Origin of the sequence: Pelagibacterium halotolerans B2 (assembly GCF_000230555.1) — a bacterium.
Lineage (GTDB): Bacteria > Pseudomonadota > Alphaproteobacteria > Rhizobiales > Devosiaceae > Pelagibacterium > Pelagibacterium halotolerans.
Genome location: NC_016078.1, coordinates 51,050 through 66,296 on the forward strand (window position 1 = coordinate 51,050; position 15,247 = coordinate 66,296).

Genomic DNA, 15,247 nt, shown 5'->3' on the forward strand with positions numbered 1-15,247 from the left:
AGCACAATGGCCAGCACGTCCGGTGGCCCGGAAATTGAGCAGCTGATTCAGCTTCTTTCGCGCCTGCCGGGTTTGGGCCCACGCTCGGGCCGCAGGGCGGTGCTCCACCTGATAAAGAAAAAGGAGCAGTTGATGATCCCGTTGGCGGCAGCGCTCGATCGCGCGGTTGACGCGGTCAAGGTTTGCCAGACCTGCGGCAATATCGATACCATTTCGCCGTGCACGATCTGTGCCGACCCCCGTCGGGCCGAAACCGGTCTGCTCATCGTGGTGGAAGACGTGGCGGACCTCTGGGCTCTCGAACGCGCCGGAATCGGCATGGTGCGCTATCATGTCCTTGGTGGGGTCCTCTCACCGCTTGATGGTGTTGGTCCGGACGATCTTTCGATCGATCAGCTGATCCGCCGGGCCCCCGACTATTCCGAGGTTGTTCTTGGGATCAACGCCACCGTCGAGGGGCAGACGACGGCTCACTACATCACCGATCGGCTTGCGGATACCGGCGTTGCCATTACCCGTTTGGCGCACGGGGTGCCGGTCGGTGGCGAGCTCGATTATCTCGACGAAGGCACGCTCAGCCAGGCGCTTAAGGCCCGCACCCGGTTCTGACCGAGACGTTTACCGTTCGCTAAGTGTATTCGCTGATCACCCGATCACAGCGCTCCTGCCTACTTAAGTTTGTTTACCCATTTGCCTCATATCCTTGCCACCAAATGCCAGGGACGGGCGATTGGAAAATGGGCGAAGTATTTTCAACTCTATACCATCAGCACGATCTCCGGCTCGTGGTCCTTGCGGCGTTCATCTGCGCCTTATCCTCGTTTGCCGGCGTTTCAATTCTCGCCCATGCTCGGCGCTCTGCGGGAGCGATGCGTACCACCTGGCTGGCCATCGCGGCGGTTTCGGTTGGCTTCGGCATCTGGGCCACGCACTTTGTGGCCATGCTGTCCTTCGACGTGGGCTTCCCCGCGGGCTATGATGTCGGTCTGACCCTTGCGTCGCTGTTGATCGCCATTGCCGTGTGCGGCACCGGTTTTGCCGTAGCCGGTCTGAGCCGACGACGGTCCGATCTGGTCCTGGGCGGAGCCATCGTGGGGCTCGGTATCTCCGCCATGCACTACACTGGCATGCAGGCGCTCAGGATCGGTGGCGAGGTATCCTGGGATTCGGGCCTTGTCGCTGGCTCGATCATTACCGGGATCGTCTTTGGCGCCGCGGCTCTGCGTGTCGGCGCAAGCGGTCATGGACGAGCCCGCATCATTGGCGCTGGAATACTCACCCTTGCGATCTGTTCGATGCATTTTACCGCAATGGGTGCGGCGGGGTTTGCCAATTGCTACGCCATCGCGGCGCCTGGTGAAATCACCCCCGGTGTATTGTCGCTCGTCGTCGGCGCGGTTTCGATCCTGATCCTTCTGGCGGCTTTGGGCAGCCTCTATCTCGATGTGCGTGATCGCAGGCGAGCCGCGGTCGAAGAAAGCCGGATGCGCGGGCTGGCCGATGCAGCTGTGGAAGGATTGGTCGTATGTTCCGATCGCACTATCGTTGCGGTCAATGCCGCTTTCCAACGTCTCGCCGGCGAGCAAGGCAAGGATGTGTCGGGCCGGGCCATCGCGGAATTTCTTGCGCCAACGGGCTGTATCGCCGTATTCGAGCGCGCAAATGAGCTCGTTGAAACCGAGCTTACCGCCCTTAATGGCGAACGGATACCGGTCGAAGTCGTCATGCGCGAAGTCGATTTCGGCGGAAGCCTCCATCGCGCCATAGCGGTGCGTGACCTGCGGGCTCGCAAGCAGGCCGAGCACCATATCCGGTTTCTCGCCCATCACGACGCCATGACCGGACTTGCCAACCGCGCAAGCTTCAACACCAGGCTCGAAGATGAAATTGCCCGCGCACGACTTGCGCGACAGAACCTTGCAGTTCTCTGTCTTGACCTCGATCGGTTCAAGGAAGTCAACGACCTGTTCGGTCACGCGGCTGGCGATGCGCTGTTGCAACGCGTTGCAGGGCTGATCGAGCGCAATCTCACAGGCGGTCAGTTTGCCGGACGGCTGGGGGGTGACGAATTTGCGGTCATTCTTCCCAACGTAATATCGGCCGCACACGCCTCGGCACTTGCCGCCAATATGCTGGAGGTCTTTGCTCAGGCCAACAACGACGATGGCGAGGACACGGTCATTTCCGCCTCTATCGGCATCGCGCTTTATCCCGAGCACGCCCAAGATGCCGACCAGTTGATGACCTATGCCGATACCGCGCTCTATTGCGCCAAGGCCGAGGGGCGGGGAACCTATCGCGTGTTTGAAAGCCAGATGGGTGCCCAGGTCCGGGATCGCCGCCTGCTCGAGCACGATTTGCGTTCCGCCCTGGTCAGCAGACAGCTTTCGCTCGTCTATCAGCCGCAGGTCGATCTCGAAACCGGAGAGGTCTCCGGGTTCGAGGCTCTGGTTCGCTGGAACCATCCTGAGCGCGGCGCCGTACCCCCTTCGACCTTCATTCCCATCGCCGAGGAGACGGGGCTGATCCTGCAACTGGGCGAATGGGTCATGCGGACTGCGTGTACCCAGGCGGCAGGCTGGACCGCACCACTTATGATTGCCGTCAATGTTTCGGCGGTGCAGCTTCATGCGCCCAATTTTGTTGCCTTCGTGGAAAAACTGCTGGTGGAGACCGGACTTGCTGCCGAGAGGCTGGAAATCGAGATCACCGAAACCGCGATGATCCGCAACATGAACCGGGCTCTCGCCAATCTACGTCAGATCAAGGCCCTGGGCATAAGAGTCGCGATGGACGATTTCGGAACGGGCTATTCATCGCTGTCCAACCTGCGCGCCTTCCCGTTTGATCGGATCAAGGTCGATCAGTCCTTCATCCGGTCCGTGCACGACAACGACCAGTCGGCGGCCATAGTCCGAGCGGTCCTGGGCCTGGGCAAGGGCCTCAATCTGCCCATCCTTGCCGAGGGGGTTGAGCGCCTCGAGGAACTCGACTTCCTCAAGGACGAAATTTGCGATGCTGCCCAGGGCTACTGGTTCTCAAGGCCCGAGGACATCTCGGCTTTCGAAGATGTCGTGCGTGGAACAAGCAAGACGCTCTCTGGCCAGAAGGTCGTGCCGCTCAAACGCCGGGCATAGCGGTCATTCCAGAAGCGACGGCCGTTCCTCTTCGAATTCCAGCGCTTCGATCTTTTCGCCGCGCCGGGTCACCTTGCCCGTGGAAACCAGGATATCGTCAATATCCTGGTTGGCCTGCCGGAAATGGTTTTGAAGTTTGTTCACCCGATCGTTGAGACGACCGACATCGGCCAGGAGCGCAACGACTTCCTTCTGGATGATGTGGGCCTGCTCACGCATGCGCACGTCGCGCAACAGGGCCTGTATCACCTGAATTGAGAGCATAAGAAGCGAAGGCGAAACGATGACCACCCGGGCCCGGGCGGCTTTCTGCACGACATCCTCGAACCGCTCGTGCAGATCGGCAAAGATCGACTCCGAGGGCACGAACATGAAGGCGGTATCCTGGGTCTCGCCGGAGATAAGGTATTTCTCCGAAATCGCCTTGATGTGCGTCGTGCAATCGTTGCGAAAGCCGGTCATGGCAGCGCGCACCGCATCGGGGGTTTCAGCCTCGGCGATCCGTTGCCAGCCTTCGAGGGGAAACTTCGCGTCGATCACCAGAGACGGCGCATCGTTTGGCATGTGGATGAGAGCGTCGGGGCGCGAATTGTTGGAGAGCGTGACCTGGAACTCATAGGAATTGGGCGCCAGCCCATCGGCAATGATCGCCTCCATGCGTCCCTGACCGAAGGCGCCGCGCTGCTGCTTGTTGGACAGGATCGATTGCAGGGAGACAATTTCACCCGACAGTTGAGTGATGTTGGTTTGCGCCCTGTCGATCACCGCGAGCCGTTCGTTGAGCTTGGTGAGCGTCTCGTCGGTCTTGGTGCGGGTTTCGGTCATCGACTGGTTGACCCGGTGCGAACTGGCATCGATGCGCTCGGTGAGAACGCGGGCGAGGTCGGAGGTCCGGGTGCCGAAAATCTCGCTCATGGTCTGCATACGCCCGGTCATTTCCGACTGAATGCGCATCATGTCGGCCATGTGCCGTTCCATCTCGGCGTTGCGGGCGGCATCGATTGCCCCTTGTTCCTCGCGCTGCCGCGCGGCGCGGGTCTGCCCGATCAGGACGATGATGAGCCCGAGCACCGCTATCGCCAGCCCGCCGGCCAGGGCTTCGAGGACGGTTATAGGCGTTCCGCCGATATCAAAGAGCACTGTTTCCATAATGTTCTTGTTATCTGATTCGCTCCTTCCCATATCCGCTTTGCTTGACCGGTGTGGTGCACCTGCATTAACCAGTGCGTCACACACCAATTCCGAGATATTTGAATGGCCGTACGCGAAATCCTCATCCTGCCCGATCCTCTGCTGCGCAAGGTGGCCGAGCCCGTCGAGGCGTTCGATGAAGACCTCCAAAAAACCGTCGATGACATGTTCGAAACCATGTACGACGCGCCCGGTATCGGGCTGGCCGGTCCGCAGATCGGCTATATGAAGCGCGTCGTGGTGATCGATCTGGCCGACGAGGAAAATCCGGACTCCGGCAAGATCGCCATGGTCAATCCAGAGATCGTCGGCCTGAGCGAGGAAACCGCGGTGTCCGAGGAGGGGTGTCTTTCGATTCCCGAGCTCTATTATGAGGTCGAGCGGCCCGCCGAGGTAACGGTCAAATATTTCACGCCCGAAGGCAAGGAAGTCACCCGTCACGCGACCGGTCGCTTGGCTGTCTGCATGCAGCACGAGATCGACCATCTCGATGGCGTGCTTTATATCGACTATCTTTCGCGCCTCAAGCGCGACCGCGTGAACAAGAAGTTCCAGAAAAAGGCCCGGCTCGCCAGCTAGACTGCGCGTCGGCCAACCGTCTCGAAATCGAAGGGCAATCCGATGCGCGTCGTCTTCATGGGCACCCCCGATTTCGCCGTGCCCACGCTGACCGAGATCGTCATGCGCGGCCACGAAGTCGTCGCATGCTACACCCGTGCGCCCAAACCCGCCGGGCGCGGCCAGTCCGAGCGCAAATCGCCGGTGCATCTGGCGGCCGAAGAGTTTGGCATTCCGGTGTTTACGCCCAAAAATTTTCGCGATCCGGCCGATGTGGCGACCTTTGCGGCGTTGGGGGCCGAAGTCGCAGTGGTCGTGGCTTACGGTCTGCTGCTGCCGCCCGCCGTGCTCGAAGCGCCTGAAAAGGGTTGCCTGAATTTGCACGGCTCGCTCTTGCCACGCTGGCGTGGCGCCGCACCCATCCAGCGCGCCATTATGGCGGGCGACCAACGCACAGCGGTTTCGGTGATGAAGATGGAAGAAGGGCTCGATACCGGCCCGGTAAGCCTCCTCGATTTCATTTCCATCGGCCCGGACATGACGGCGGGCGAACTCCATGACGAGATGATGCGCACCGGCGCCGATCTGATGGGTCGGGCATTGGCCGCGCTCGATCGCGATGCGCTCGAATTTACGGCCCAGCCCGACGATGGTGTCACCTACGCCAAAAAGATCGAGAAGGCCGAAACCCGGATCGATTTTTCGCGCCCCGCTATTGAGGTTCACAACCATGTCCGCGGCCTTTCGCCGTTCCCCGGTGCGTGGTTCGAGATCGAGATTGGCGGCAAGCCGGTTCGGGTCAAGGCATTGCGCTCTACGCTTGCAGCGGGGCAGGGCGATCCCGGTACGGTGATCGCAGGGCTGACGATCGCTTGCGGAGAAGACGCCGTGCGGTTCAAGCAGGTGCAGCGCGAAGGCAAGGGTGCCATGGATGCAGAGGCGTTTTTGCGCGGGGCCGGCGATTTAACCGGGCGCCGGGTGGGCTGATGCCCCGCTACAAGCTGACAATCGAATATGACGGAACTCCCTTCGTGGGCTGGCAGCGCCAGGCCGATGCGCTCTCGGTACAGGAAGCGCTCGAAATCGCCATCGAGGCGTTTTCCGGCGAGACCGTGCGCACCCAGACGGCGGGCCGTACCGATGCCGGCGTTCACGCAAGGGGACAGGTGGCCCATTTCGATCTCGACCGCGAGTGGGACCCCTTTCGCGTGTCCGAGGCGCTGAACTATCATCTCAAGCCCCATCCAATCGTCATAGTGCACTGCGAGATGGCGGGCGAGGATTTCGAGGCGCGCTTTTCGGCCAAGGCGCGCCATTACCGCTATCTGATCCTCAACCGTCGTGCCCGTCCTGCGCTTGACGTGGACAAGGTGTGGCATGTCGCGGTGCCGCTCGATGAGAAGGCCATGCACGAGGCGGCGCAAACCATTCTGGGCCGGCATGATTTCACGACGTTCCGCTCGGCCCAGTGCCAGGCCAATTCGCCTCTCCGTACGCTCGACAGGCTGGATGTGAAGCGCGAGGGCGATCTGGTGACTATCGAGGCTTCGGCGCGCGCCTTTTTGCATCATCAGGTGCGCTCGATGACCGGGTCACTCAAGCTCGTGGGGGAAGGGCGCTGGCCGGTGACTGGCCTGAGAGCAGCGCTCGATGCAAAAGACAGATCGCGGTGCGGGGCCATGGCTCCATCCTCCGGGCTCTATCTGATGGCGATCGATTATTAGCCCAGGGGAAGCTGGGCGAGGATAAATACCGCAAGGATCAGGGCGACGACCTGTGCGCCCAGCACCATGAGCACCTCACCACCGTTCAATCCTGCGACCAGGCGCAGAATGTTGATTTCGGCGACGAATGTGGCAATGGCGATGGCGGCCCACAGCGTCAGGATGATCCCCACCAGCGTTTCTCCTGCAGTGGGGCCGAGCATGAGCGCGCCGACGAAAGCCACGCCAAAGGTCGCCGCCACCAGCCCACCGACCGCAATCGCGTTCGCCCAATTGCTGGCGACCATGACGGGCCGGAATGCGTGCAGCGCATCGAGGCGCGGCAGGACAACCCGCAGCGCAAAGAAGCGGGCTGTGATCAGGGCGCCGCAGATAAAGAGCTGACCGGCGGGTGACATCGTTTGCCGGGCGGCAGCGCCGATGCCGGTAAAGCCAGCGAAAACAACAAAGGCGACAACCAGCGGAATGAAGCTGCCGGCCAGCCCCCGCTGGGAAAAATCAAAAAAGGAAAGGGCGTCGCGGCGCCCCAACACCAGGCGCCATGTGCCGCCGGCGGCCCAGCGGGCCTCTTCCAACAGCGTCGATTGGCGCTCTGCCACCAGATCAGATCTCGGGAGTGGGAACGGGGCCATAGAGCACACCCACGGCCAAAAGGGCGATCAGCATGCCAATGGTCTGGACGACAATCAGCATAACAATTTGCCCCGCCTTCATGCCGACAACCAGTCTTGCGTTGTTGATGCGGGCCAGAAAACCGATAACGACGGCCAGAAGCAGGATCAGTTCTGCACTGACGGTCACCAGCGCAACGAACGCCAGCGCGATCGAGACGATGGCATTGACCCAGTTTTCGACGGTTACGAAGGCCATGAATCTATCGGCAAGCCCGGTCAGGCGCAGCACGACCCATGACGCACTCATGATCCCTGCGTAAAGCAGTGCATTTTGAACCAGCGCGGCAAAGGTCGAAACGCCCGAGCCCGCCGGCGCAACCAGGGCCGAGATGAGGAAGGTCACGACCACCGAAACCAGAAGCGCGATGAAGCTCGAGGCGAGCCCGCGTATGTCGGTGAAGAAATAGCCCGGCGCGTCGCGCCGCCCGACGATCAGCCGCCAGGTTCCGGCAAACGCGGAACGGGTTTCTTCCAGAAGGGTCGGCTGGGCTTGGGACACGAAAGAATGGCTTTCTAAAAGGCGTTGACCAACATGTAGAGGGCGATCGGCAGGACCGCAAGCAGCACGAAGAGCGCCAGCCCGTATCCGATGGCAGCGGCGAGCGGCAACCCGTTGGCCTGCGCCAGCCGGAAGCCCAGAATCCCGGTTATGGCAAGAATGGCGCCGGCAAGAGGAAGGCCAATCAGAGTCGCCAGTCCCTCGATGAGCTTCATGGCCGCCATGAGATAGAGGCCCGGCACCATGAATTTGGCGCTCGATCCCGAAAAGCTCGTGAGCCGGGTTACGATCAAGGTGGCAATCATCAGTGCAAACAGCGCGAGAGCGTGCTGAATGACGATGAGCAGCATGGCGAAAGGTGGAGGAAAGCCCAGTCGCAGGGTGGCGAGAACGATGGCGATGAGAACAGCTCCGCCGAACGCCACAAGCCCTGTATTCATGCCCTCGGCATCGAGGCGGAAATGGCGCTCCCAATCGGGCTGCCGGCCCAGGATCTTCGACCAGCCAGATACGGCCTGTTTGAGCGTCTCGAGCATCAAGCGGGTTCTCCGGAGAGGAATTTTTCGACGTAAAGCGCGTAGAATTCGGCCAACCGCTCGACATCGGCAACCGGCACGCGTTCATCGACCTGATGCATGGTCGCCCCGATCAGCCCGCATTCGACCACAGGGCAATAAAGCGAGATGAACCGTGCGTCCGAGGTGCCGCCGATGGTCGAGAGTTGCGGGCGGACGCCGTTGAAGGCTTCCATCACATCGCACAGACGGGCCACATGGCCCTCGGGCTGGGAGATAAAGCACCGCGAGATCGGGCCGATCTGCTCGAAGGCGATGGCGCAGCCGCGCGTATCGACTTCAGCGAGACGGCGGTGGATTTCGGCAAGCAGCGTTTCGCCCGTCCATGTGTCGTTGAACCGGACGTTGAAGCGCAGCGTGGTGCGCTCGGGGATGACGTTTGAAGCCGGATTGCCGGTATCGATGGAGGTGACTTCGAGATTTGTGGGCTGGAAATGCTCGGTACCGTTATCGAGCGGCACGTAGAGCGCCCGCACGATTTCGGCGATGACCGGCATCGGATTGTTGGCGCGCTGCGGATAGGCCGCGTGCCCCTGCTTGCCGATCACGGTAATCTTGCCCGAAGCCGAACCGCGCCGTCCGATCTTGATCGAATCCCCGAAGATCTCGAACGAGGAGGGCTCGCCCACAATGGCGAAATCATATTTCTCGCCTTGCGCCTCGGCCCATTCCATCAGCTTTTTGGTGCCGTTGACGGCGTCTGCCTCTTCATCGTTGGTGATGGCGAGCGAGACGGCGCCCTTCTCCCACCCACCGGTCTGCGCCAACTGCGCCAGGGCGCCGCAAAAGGCGGCGACGCCGCTTTTCATATCGGTGGCGCCGCGGCCCCACATGACGTCATCGACGATGGCGCCGGAAAAGGGATCGTGGGTCCAGGCCGCCGCATCGCCGGGGGGGACGACGTCGGTGTGCCCGGCAAACAGGAGGTGCGGGCCGGGTTCCTTGCCCTTGCGGGTGGCGTAGAGGTTGTCGACCGGGTAGGAGCCGTCGCCCTCGAACTTCAGCCGCGTGCAGGCAAAGCCGAGCGGTGAAAGAAAGGCTTCGAGCACGTCGAGCACGCCGTCCTCTATCGGGGTGATCGAAGGCCGGCGGATCAGATCGGCGAGCAGCGGGACGGCGGGATGGGTCATCGTCGCTAGTCGCGCAGCAGGTCGTTGATCGAGGTTTTCGAGCGGGTCTTTTCATCGACACGCTTGACGATCACCGCGCAATAAAGATTGGGGCCGGGTTCGCCATCGGGCAGCGGCTTGCCGGGGAGGGAACCCGAAACGACGACCGAATAGGGCGGCACTTTGCCGTAAAAGACTTCGCCGGTCGTGCGGTCGACGATCTTGGTCGACTGGCCGATGAAAACGCCCATTGAAATGACCGAACCTTCGCCCACCACGACGCCCTCGACGATTTCCGAACGGGCGCCGATGAAGCAATGATCCTCGATGATGACCGGGCCGGCCTGAAGGGGTTCCAGGACGCCCCCGATCCCCACGCCGCCCGACAGATGCACGTTCTTGCCGATCTGGGCGCACGAGCCGACGGTGACCCAGGTGTCGACCATGACGCTTTCATCGACATAGGCGCCAAGATTGACAAAGGACGGCATGAGGATGGCGTTCCTGCCGATAAAGGCCGAATGGCGAACGATGGCGCCGGGCACGGCGCGGAAGCCGGCGGCGCGAAACTGGTTCTCGCTCCAGCCGGAAAATTTGGACGGCACCTTGTCCCACCACTGTGCACCACCCGGACCGCCGGGAATGGCTTCCATGTCGTTGAGGCGGAAGGAGAGCAGGACGGCCTTTTTGAGCCACTGATTGACCACCCATTCCCCATCAACGCCTTTTTCCGCCACGCGCGCCGCGCCGGAATCGAGCAGCCCAAGCGCCTGGTTGACGGCATCGCGGACCGCGCCGGTCGTCTGGTAATTGATGGTTTCGCGGGCTTCGAAGGCGGCATCGATGGTTGCGGCAAGCTCACTCATGGACATGGGAATTGCGGGCCTTTTGGTCTTGGCAGAAGGAAGGGAGAATTCGGCGCGGACCTTAACCGAAGCGCATGGGTGGGGAAACCCATATTCGCTGCGGATTGGGCGGCGGCTCGCCCCGGGTTGGGCAGGTCGAGAGGGTCGGGAAGGCCCCTCGCTCGCCGCTTCGCGTCAGAGATTGGGAAAGGCCCCCTCACCCGGACCTGCGGTCCGACCTCTCCCCCTGAGGGAGAGGGGTCTCGCGGCGCTTGCGGCCATCCTTACCTCTCCCTCAGGGGGAGAGGTCGGCGCGAAGCGACGGGTGAGGGGGCCTTTCTTGATGGCATGCCAACACCTCCGACGGCGATGTCGCCTCGGGCTATGATGGCCATTCGAGCTTAGCTCCCATGGCCTTCTCACCTCCAATCGTGCCACCGGCACGATTGGCCGAAGGACGGATCGAAGTAGACGGCATGGGGCGATGAACGCTCCGCACTGAAATTTGTATATATGAAGCGATCATCGCCCCATGCATCCGGGGTTTTTGGCTTATGGCGGCGTCTCGGGCTGGGGTTTGTTGGGAAATTATCTTTGCAGATGACTTCCGCGGTGCCCCTCCGGGTTTCCCCGGTACGACGTGGATACCACTCCTCGTCCGGCCATCCGTCCGCTTTGGGCCTTCCCTGCGGCGACCCGCAAGGAACCCGGACCAAACCCGCCCAAACGTTCGTTGCGCTTGCGTCCATATGCGCGGGTTCGTGAAGCCAGTATGGGGGAGGTCCAGGGTGCGGGGATAAAGTTTTTTCCACACGTGCCATGGGGTAAGGTCTGTCGCGCATATCTGCGTCAGGGTTATGGAAAACCGCCACCCCTCCTTAACACCGCCCTGACATAGTAAACACAATCGAAAGACAAAAAAGGAGCCTGATGATGGGCCGCAAACGCCATTCCTCGCTGCGTTCGTCAAAAGAGGATATGGAAGCCGTACGCCATTCGCCGCAAACGCCGCAGACCCAGTCGGCGGCGTATCGGCTGGCTTTCGCCGATGAAGAGTTCATGACCAGCGAGGATCTACGCGGGGTCCGCTTTCAGCTCGAATACCTCAAGATTGAATCCCGGCTGCGCGAGGCCAACGTCAATTCGACGGTGGTCCTGTTTGGCGGCGCGCGCATCCCTGAGCCCGGCAAGCCGGCCTGGGCCGCAAAAACCGACGAGGCCAGGAAAAATCTCGAGGCCAATTCGATCTATTACGACGAGGCGCGGCGCTTTGCCCAACTGGCCTCGCTGACCTCGAAGGCCACGGAATTCACTGAATATGTGGTGGCGACCGGTGGTGGGCCCGGGGTAATGGAAGCGGGCAATCGCGGCGCCGCCGATGTGGGAGCGCCCTCGATCGGCTACAAAATAGTCCTGCCGCACGAGCAGGCGCCCAATACCTATGTGACGCCCCAGTTTTCCTTCAACTTCCACTATTTCGCGACGCGCAAGATACACTTTTTGATGCGCGCTAAGGTGGTGGCCATTTTCCCCGGCGGGTTCGGGACAATGGACGAATTTTTCGAAGCCCTGACCCTGATCCAGACCGGGCGCATGGACCGAATTCCGCTGCTGCTGTTCGGCAAGAAATTCTGGAGCCGGGTTCTCAACCTCGAGGCGCTTGCCGAAGAGGGAACGATCTCGCCCGACGATTTCAAGCTTTTCAGTTTCGTCGACACGGCCGACGAGGCCTGGGAGATCGTGCGCAAGACCTACAATCTGCCCAGCATCGAACATCGGGCATGAATCAGGAAGGGCCCGCCGGTGTTGGCGGGCCCTTTCACAATCGTCAGAGCGCTTACTGGTTGGCAGTGATCTGCACGTTCAGAAGGTCGACAAGGACGAACGGATCCGCCTCTACCTCGGTTTCCATGCCTTCGAACTCGGAAAAGGCGATGGGCTCTTCGGGCTCGACCGAGATCGTGAAATTCTGCGGGTCGGCGATAAACGTGTTGACCGCGCTGGTCACCATGGTCTTGAAGGCTTCGTTCTCGACTTCGGCCAGGGCCATGGGCACCATGAACTGCAAACCGGCCTTGAAGGTTTCGCCATCGACGCCCTGTTCGGCGCCGATGAAATCGAGAACCTTCATGAACAGCGAATCGTCATCATAGCGCAACGCGCCGCCAACCAGCTTCAGGTCGGCCATCTTCTCGAGCATGGCTTCCGACATTTCCGCCATCTGGTCTTCGTCGATCTCGATATCGGCCTCGGCCATCTCGGCCATCTTGAGGTTGACCTTCATGAGTTCGCGATAGATTTCCTCGGTATAGCCGGCCACAGCAAAGTCGAGCGAGAGTGAGCCCAGATCCTGCACGGCAAGGGAAATGTCGGTGACCTCGCCTTCCCCTGTTTCCGGCCACCAGGTGCCCGACCCCGACATGGAGGCATTGAGCTGGGTCAGCCCGAACGCCTCGAAGACCTCCTGGGCTTCAGCTTCCTCGATCGCGCTCAGATCGCCGCGAATGCCCGTAACCTGATAGGCCGAGCTCAGCCCGCCATCCGCGGTGGGCTCTTCCATGGTGATTTCCATAAGATCAACGGCAAAAAGTTCGGTACCAGTCTCGTCCGAGACGGTCAGCGGACCCGCCGAAATGCGGTCATAGAGATTGAATCCGATTTCGATGACCGAGTCGATGCCAGCGTCGGCCGGCAAGAGAATGCCTTCTGCCGCGATGTCGACAAAGCTGACCGAAAAGCCTTCATCCTCGTCGGTGTATTCGAAATCGGCGATGGAGGCCCGTTCGGCGCTGAAGCCGCCTTCGGCGGTTTCAACCACGCCGGTGAACACGACATCGCCGGGCACTTCGATATCGTCCTGGCCCGGGGTGGAGATCACGAAATCGGTGATCGTCACCGTATCGCCCTCGGCGGTAGCCGATCCATAGGCAAACGAAACGCCCATAAGCTTGCTGGTTTCGACAAGGCGATCCGCAAAGTCGGTGGCTTCGAGTGCCAGCGCGGCCTGGCTGGTTGTTGCCATGAGGATGGTGGCGAGCGAAAGGCGAGATAGCTTGTTCATGACGGTCCCCGTTTTTCGGCGTCTATCACGCCGTTCTGTTGCAAAGCTAAGAACTTATATCATTGCGGCCGTGTACGGCCAGCACGCATGGTAACGCGCCAGGATGACTTTTCGATCACGCCAATCGGGCAAAAAAGCGTCAGCGGCAGCGCGCCAGGAACGCCACGATGTCGTCGGTGACGTGGTGGACATGGTCCAGCCCCTCGCCACGGCCGAGCTCCCAGGCGTCGCACTGGTCGTGTTCGAACCCCGAACCGGCCACGACCTGCACGGTTGCCATGCCGATGGCGTGGGGCACCCGCAGATTCTTTTCCAGATCGTCGAACATGATGGCCTGCTTCGCGCCGATCCCGTGCGCGGCAAGAAAATCGCTATAGGCGATTTCGAGCGGCTTGGGCTGGTATCTGGCAGCCTTGATATCGAAGATGCCTTCAAAAAGCGCTGACGCGCCCAGACGGTCGAGCACGGCTTCGGCATGTCCGGTGCTGGCATTGGTGAAGATGAACTTGCGCCCGGGCAGCGCCGCGATGGCTTCGACAAGTTCCGGATGCGCCTCGACCGGGGAATAGTCGATGGCGTGAACCATTTTCAGATAATCCTCGGGGTCGACCGCATGGGTCTTCATGAGCCCGTTCAGCGTGGTGCCGTGATCGCGGTAATAGGCCTTCTGGAGCTCGCGCGCCGCGTCGAATTCGAGCTGGGCGACTTTCATCACGTACTCAGTGATGGCCGTATCGATCTGGGCGAACAGATTGCACTCACGCGGATAAAGCGTGTTGTCGAGATCGAACACCCAATCGGTGATGTGGTCGAAATCGAGGCGGGGAAGCACGGCTGGCGGGGTCATGTGGTTCATGGCCCCATTATGCCCCAAATCGATGAATGGGAAATGACCGAAAACAAAGGTTTGATCGGCCCCCTATCGCACCATCAGCGTTCCCGCGCCGTGTTCGGTGAACAATTCGAGCAGCACCGAATGGGCGGTCTTGCCGTTGACGATCACCACGCCTTCGACGCCCCGGTCGAGCGCTTCGATACAGGTTTCGACCTTGGGAATCATGCCCCCCGATATCGTGCCGTCGGCGATCAATTGCTGGGCCTCGCGCACCGAAAGTTCGGGGATCAGGTTGCCATTCTTGTCGAGAACGCCCGGAACGTCGGTCAGAAACAACAGCCGCTTGGCAAAGACCGCCCCGGCGATGGCGCCGGCGAAGGTGTCGGCGTTGATGTTGTAGGTGTTGCCGTCGCGACCGGGCGCCACGGGCGCGATGACCGGGATCATTTCCGAACGGGCGAGAAGATCGAGCAGCGTGCGGTCGATCTCGACGGGCTCACCCACAAAGCCCAGATCGAGAACGCGCTCGATATTGGAGGTGGGGTCGACATATTTCTTGTTGGCCTTTTCGGCAAAGACCATGTTGCCGTCCTTGCCGCACAACCCGATGGCCCATTCGCCTTCGGCGTTGATCATCGCCACGATTTCTTTGTTGATCGAGCCGGCCAGCACCATTTCCACGATTTCGACTGTGCGCTTGTCGGTCACCCGCAAGCCGCCCTCGAATTTGGATTCGATGCCGAGCTTTTTGAGCATGTCGCCGATCTGCGGACCGCCGCCGTGAACCACGATCGGGTTGACACCCGATTGTTTGAGCAGCGCCACGTCGCGCGCAAACGCCTTGCCCAGTTCAGGATCGCCCATGGCATGCCCGCCATATTTGATGACGACGGTCTTGTTCTCGTAGCGCTGCATGAAGGGCAGGGCCTTGGACAGCACTTCGGCGTCATAGGCGTTTTCAAGTCCGTCGGCCATGGGGCAGGGCAACTCCGTTTGGTCTTGGAAACCTCTCTAACCCGAACGCACGCCTTGTGAATAG

Annotated in this window: 15 protein-coding genes; 6 read left to right on the forward strand and 9 right to left on the reverse strand. The window is 61.0% G+C overall.

Going from position 1 to position 15,247, the window contains the following annotated elements; genetic code table 11:
* Positions 1–6 precede the first annotated feature (6 nt).
* Positions 7–609 carry a recombination mediator RecR gene (gene recR / locus KKY_RS00250; protein WP_014129250.1) on the forward strand — a complete coding sequence of 201 codons (603 nt, stop codon included), beginning with the start codon at positions 7–9 and terminating at the stop codon, positions 607–609.
* 128 nt (positions 610–737) lie between these two features.
* Complete coding sequence (locus tag KKY_RS00255; protein WP_014129251.1) at positions 738–3,137, forward strand: bifunctional diguanylate cyclase/phosphodiesterase; 2,400 nt, start codon at positions 738–740, stop codon at positions 3,135–3,137.
* A 3-nt stretch (positions 3,138–3,140) separates the two neighbouring features.
* Here KKY_RS00255 and KKY_RS00260 read toward each other — a convergent pair whose 3' ends face one another.
* Positions 3,141–4,286, reverse strand: coding sequence for a DNA recombination protein RmuC (locus tag KKY_RS00260; protein WP_014129252.1), 1,146 nt, complete (start codon positions 4,284–4,286; stop codon positions 3,141–3,143).
* Positions 4,287–4,391: 105 nt separating this feature from the next.
* Here KKY_RS00260 and def point away from each other — a divergent pair, with 105 nt between their 5' ends.
* Genes def through truA form a run of 3 tightly spaced genes read left to right on the forward strand, consistent with a single transcriptional unit; the run spans position 4,392 to position 6,610 of the window.
* Positions 4,392–4,907, forward strand: coding sequence for a peptide deformylase (def, locus tag KKY_RS00265; RefSeq protein WP_014129253.1), 516 nt, complete (start codon positions 4,392–4,394; stop codon positions 4,905–4,907).
* A 42-nt stretch (positions 4,908–4,949) separates the two neighbouring features.
* Positions 4,950–5,873, forward strand: a complete 924-nt coding sequence (fmt, locus tag KKY_RS00270) for a methionyl-tRNA formyltransferase (protein WP_014129254.1) — start codon at positions 4,950–4,952, stop codon at positions 5,871–5,873.
* The gene (truA, locus tag KKY_RS00275; RefSeq protein WP_014129255.1) at positions 5,873–6,610 is read left to right on the forward strand and encodes a tRNA pseudouridine(38-40) synthase TruA; all 738 of its coding nucleotides are present in this window, start codon (positions 5,873–5,875) and stop codon (positions 6,608–6,610) included. The genes fmt and truA overlap by 1 nt, the downstream gene beginning before the upstream one ends.
* Here the strand turns inward: truA and KKY_RS00280 are convergent.
* Genes KKY_RS00280 through dapD form a run of 5 tightly spaced genes read right to left on the reverse strand, consistent with a single transcriptional unit; the run spans position 6,607 to position 10,339 of the window.
* Positions 6,607–7,209: a hypothetical protein gene (locus tag KKY_RS00280; protein ID WP_014129256.1), complete on the reverse strand. Its 603-nt coding sequence runs from the start codon at positions 7,207–7,209 to the stop codon at positions 6,607–6,609. The two genes, truA and KKY_RS00280, sit on opposite strands and share 4 nt — an antisense overlap.
* A gap of 4 nt (positions 7,210–7,213) precedes the next feature.
* Positions 7,214–7,783: a hypothetical protein gene (locus tag KKY_RS00285; protein ID WP_014129257.1), complete on the reverse strand. Its 570-nt coding sequence runs from the start codon at positions 7,781–7,783 to the stop codon at positions 7,214–7,216.
* A 14-nt stretch (positions 7,784–7,797) separates the two neighbouring features.
* Positions 7,798–8,322 carry a hypothetical protein gene (locus KKY_RS00290; protein ID WP_139305065.1) on the reverse strand — a complete coding sequence of 175 codons (525 nt, stop codon included), beginning with the start codon at positions 8,320–8,322 and terminating at the stop codon, positions 7,798–7,800.
* Positions 8,319–9,488, reverse strand: a complete 1,170-nt coding sequence (dapE, locus tag KKY_RS00295) for a succinyl-diaminopimelate desuccinylase (protein WP_014129259.1) — start codon at positions 9,486–9,488, stop codon at positions 8,319–8,321. The genes KKY_RS00290 and dapE overlap by 4 nt, the downstream gene beginning before the upstream one ends.
* 5 nt (positions 9,489–9,493) lie before the next feature.
* Complete coding sequence (dapD, locus tag KKY_RS00300; RefSeq protein WP_014129260.1) at positions 9,494–10,339, reverse strand: 2,3,4,5-tetrahydropyridine-2,6-dicarboxylate N-succinyltransferase; 846 nt, start codon at positions 10,337–10,339, stop codon at positions 9,494–9,496.
* A 903-nt stretch (positions 10,340–11,242) separates the two neighbouring features.
* On the opposite strand from dapD, the gene KKY_RS00305 reads away from it, so the two are divergent.
* Positions 11,243–12,097 carry an LOG family protein gene (locus KKY_RS00305; protein WP_014129261.1) on the forward strand — a complete coding sequence of 285 codons (855 nt, stop codon included), beginning with the start codon at positions 11,243–11,245 and terminating at the stop codon, positions 12,095–12,097.
* Between the two features lie 52 nt (positions 12,098–12,149).
* Here the strand turns inward: KKY_RS00305 and KKY_RS00310 are convergent, their stop codons facing one another.
* The 3 genes from KKY_RS00310 to argB form a co-directional block, all read right to left on the reverse strand.
* Complete coding sequence (locus KKY_RS00310; protein ID WP_014129262.1) at positions 12,150–13,373, reverse strand: hypothetical protein; 1,224 nt, start codon at positions 13,371–13,373, stop codon at positions 12,150–12,152.
* 139 nt (positions 13,374–13,512) lie between these two features.
* Entirely contained in the window at positions 13,513–14,229 is a 717-nt protein-coding gene (locus KKY_RS00315) for a pyrimidine 5'-nucleotidase (protein WP_014129263.1), read from the reverse strand.
* A gap of 63 nt (positions 14,230–14,292) precedes the next feature.
* On the reverse strand, positions 14,293–15,183 hold the full coding sequence (argB, locus tag KKY_RS00320; protein ID WP_014129264.1) for an acetylglutamate kinase: 891 nt from the start codon (positions 15,181–15,183) through the stop codon (positions 14,293–14,295).
* Positions 15,184–15,247 lie beyond the last annotated feature (64 nt).

Excerpts from the sequence above, each read along its gene's own strand:
- KKY_RS00310 (WP_014129262.1), bottom strand. The coding sequence starts at position 13,373 with ATGAACAAGCTATCTCGCCTTTCGCTCGCCACCATCCTCATGGCAACA.
- KKY_RS00255 (WP_014129251.1), top strand. The coding sequence starts at position 738 with ATGGGCGAAGTATTTTCAACTCTATACCATCAGCACGATCTCCGGCTC.
- argB (WP_014129264.1), bottom strand. The coding sequence starts at position 15,183 with ATGGCCGACGGACTTGAAAACGCCTATGACGCCGAAGTGCTGTCCAAG.
- KKY_RS00305 (WP_014129261.1), top strand. The coding sequence starts at position 11,243 with ATGATGGGCCGCAAACGCCATTCCTCGCTGCGTTCGTCAAAAGAGGAT.
- recR (WP_014129250.1), top strand. The coding sequence starts at position 7 with ATGGCCAGCACGTCCGGTGGCCCGGAAATTGAGCAGCTGATTCAGCTT.
- fmt (WP_014129254.1), top strand. The coding sequence starts at position 4,950 with ATGCGCGTCGTCTTCATGGGCACCCCCGATTTCGCCGTGCCCACGCTG.
- def (WP_014129253.1), top strand. The coding sequence starts at position 4,392 with ATGGCCGTACGCGAAATCCTCATCCTGCCCGATCCTCTGCTGCGCAAG.
- truA (WP_014129255.1), top strand. The coding sequence starts at position 5,873 with ATGCCCCGCTACAAGCTGACAATCGAATATGACGGAACTCCCTTCGTG.
- KKY_RS00315 (WP_014129263.1), bottom strand. The coding sequence starts at position 14,229 with ATGAACCACATGACCCCGCCAGCCGTGCTTCCCCGCCTCGATTTCGAC.
- dapD (WP_014129260.1), bottom strand. The coding sequence starts at position 10,339 with ATGTCCATGAGTGAGCTTGCCGCAACCATCGATGCCGCCTTCGAAGCC.
- KKY_RS00260 (WP_014129252.1), bottom strand. The coding sequence starts at position 4,286 with ATGGAAACAGTGCTCTTTGATATCGGCGGAACGCCTATAACCGTCCTC.
- dapE (WP_014129259.1), bottom strand. The coding sequence starts at position 9,488 with ATGACCCATCCCGCCGTCCCGCTGCTCGCCGATCTGATCCGCCGGCCT.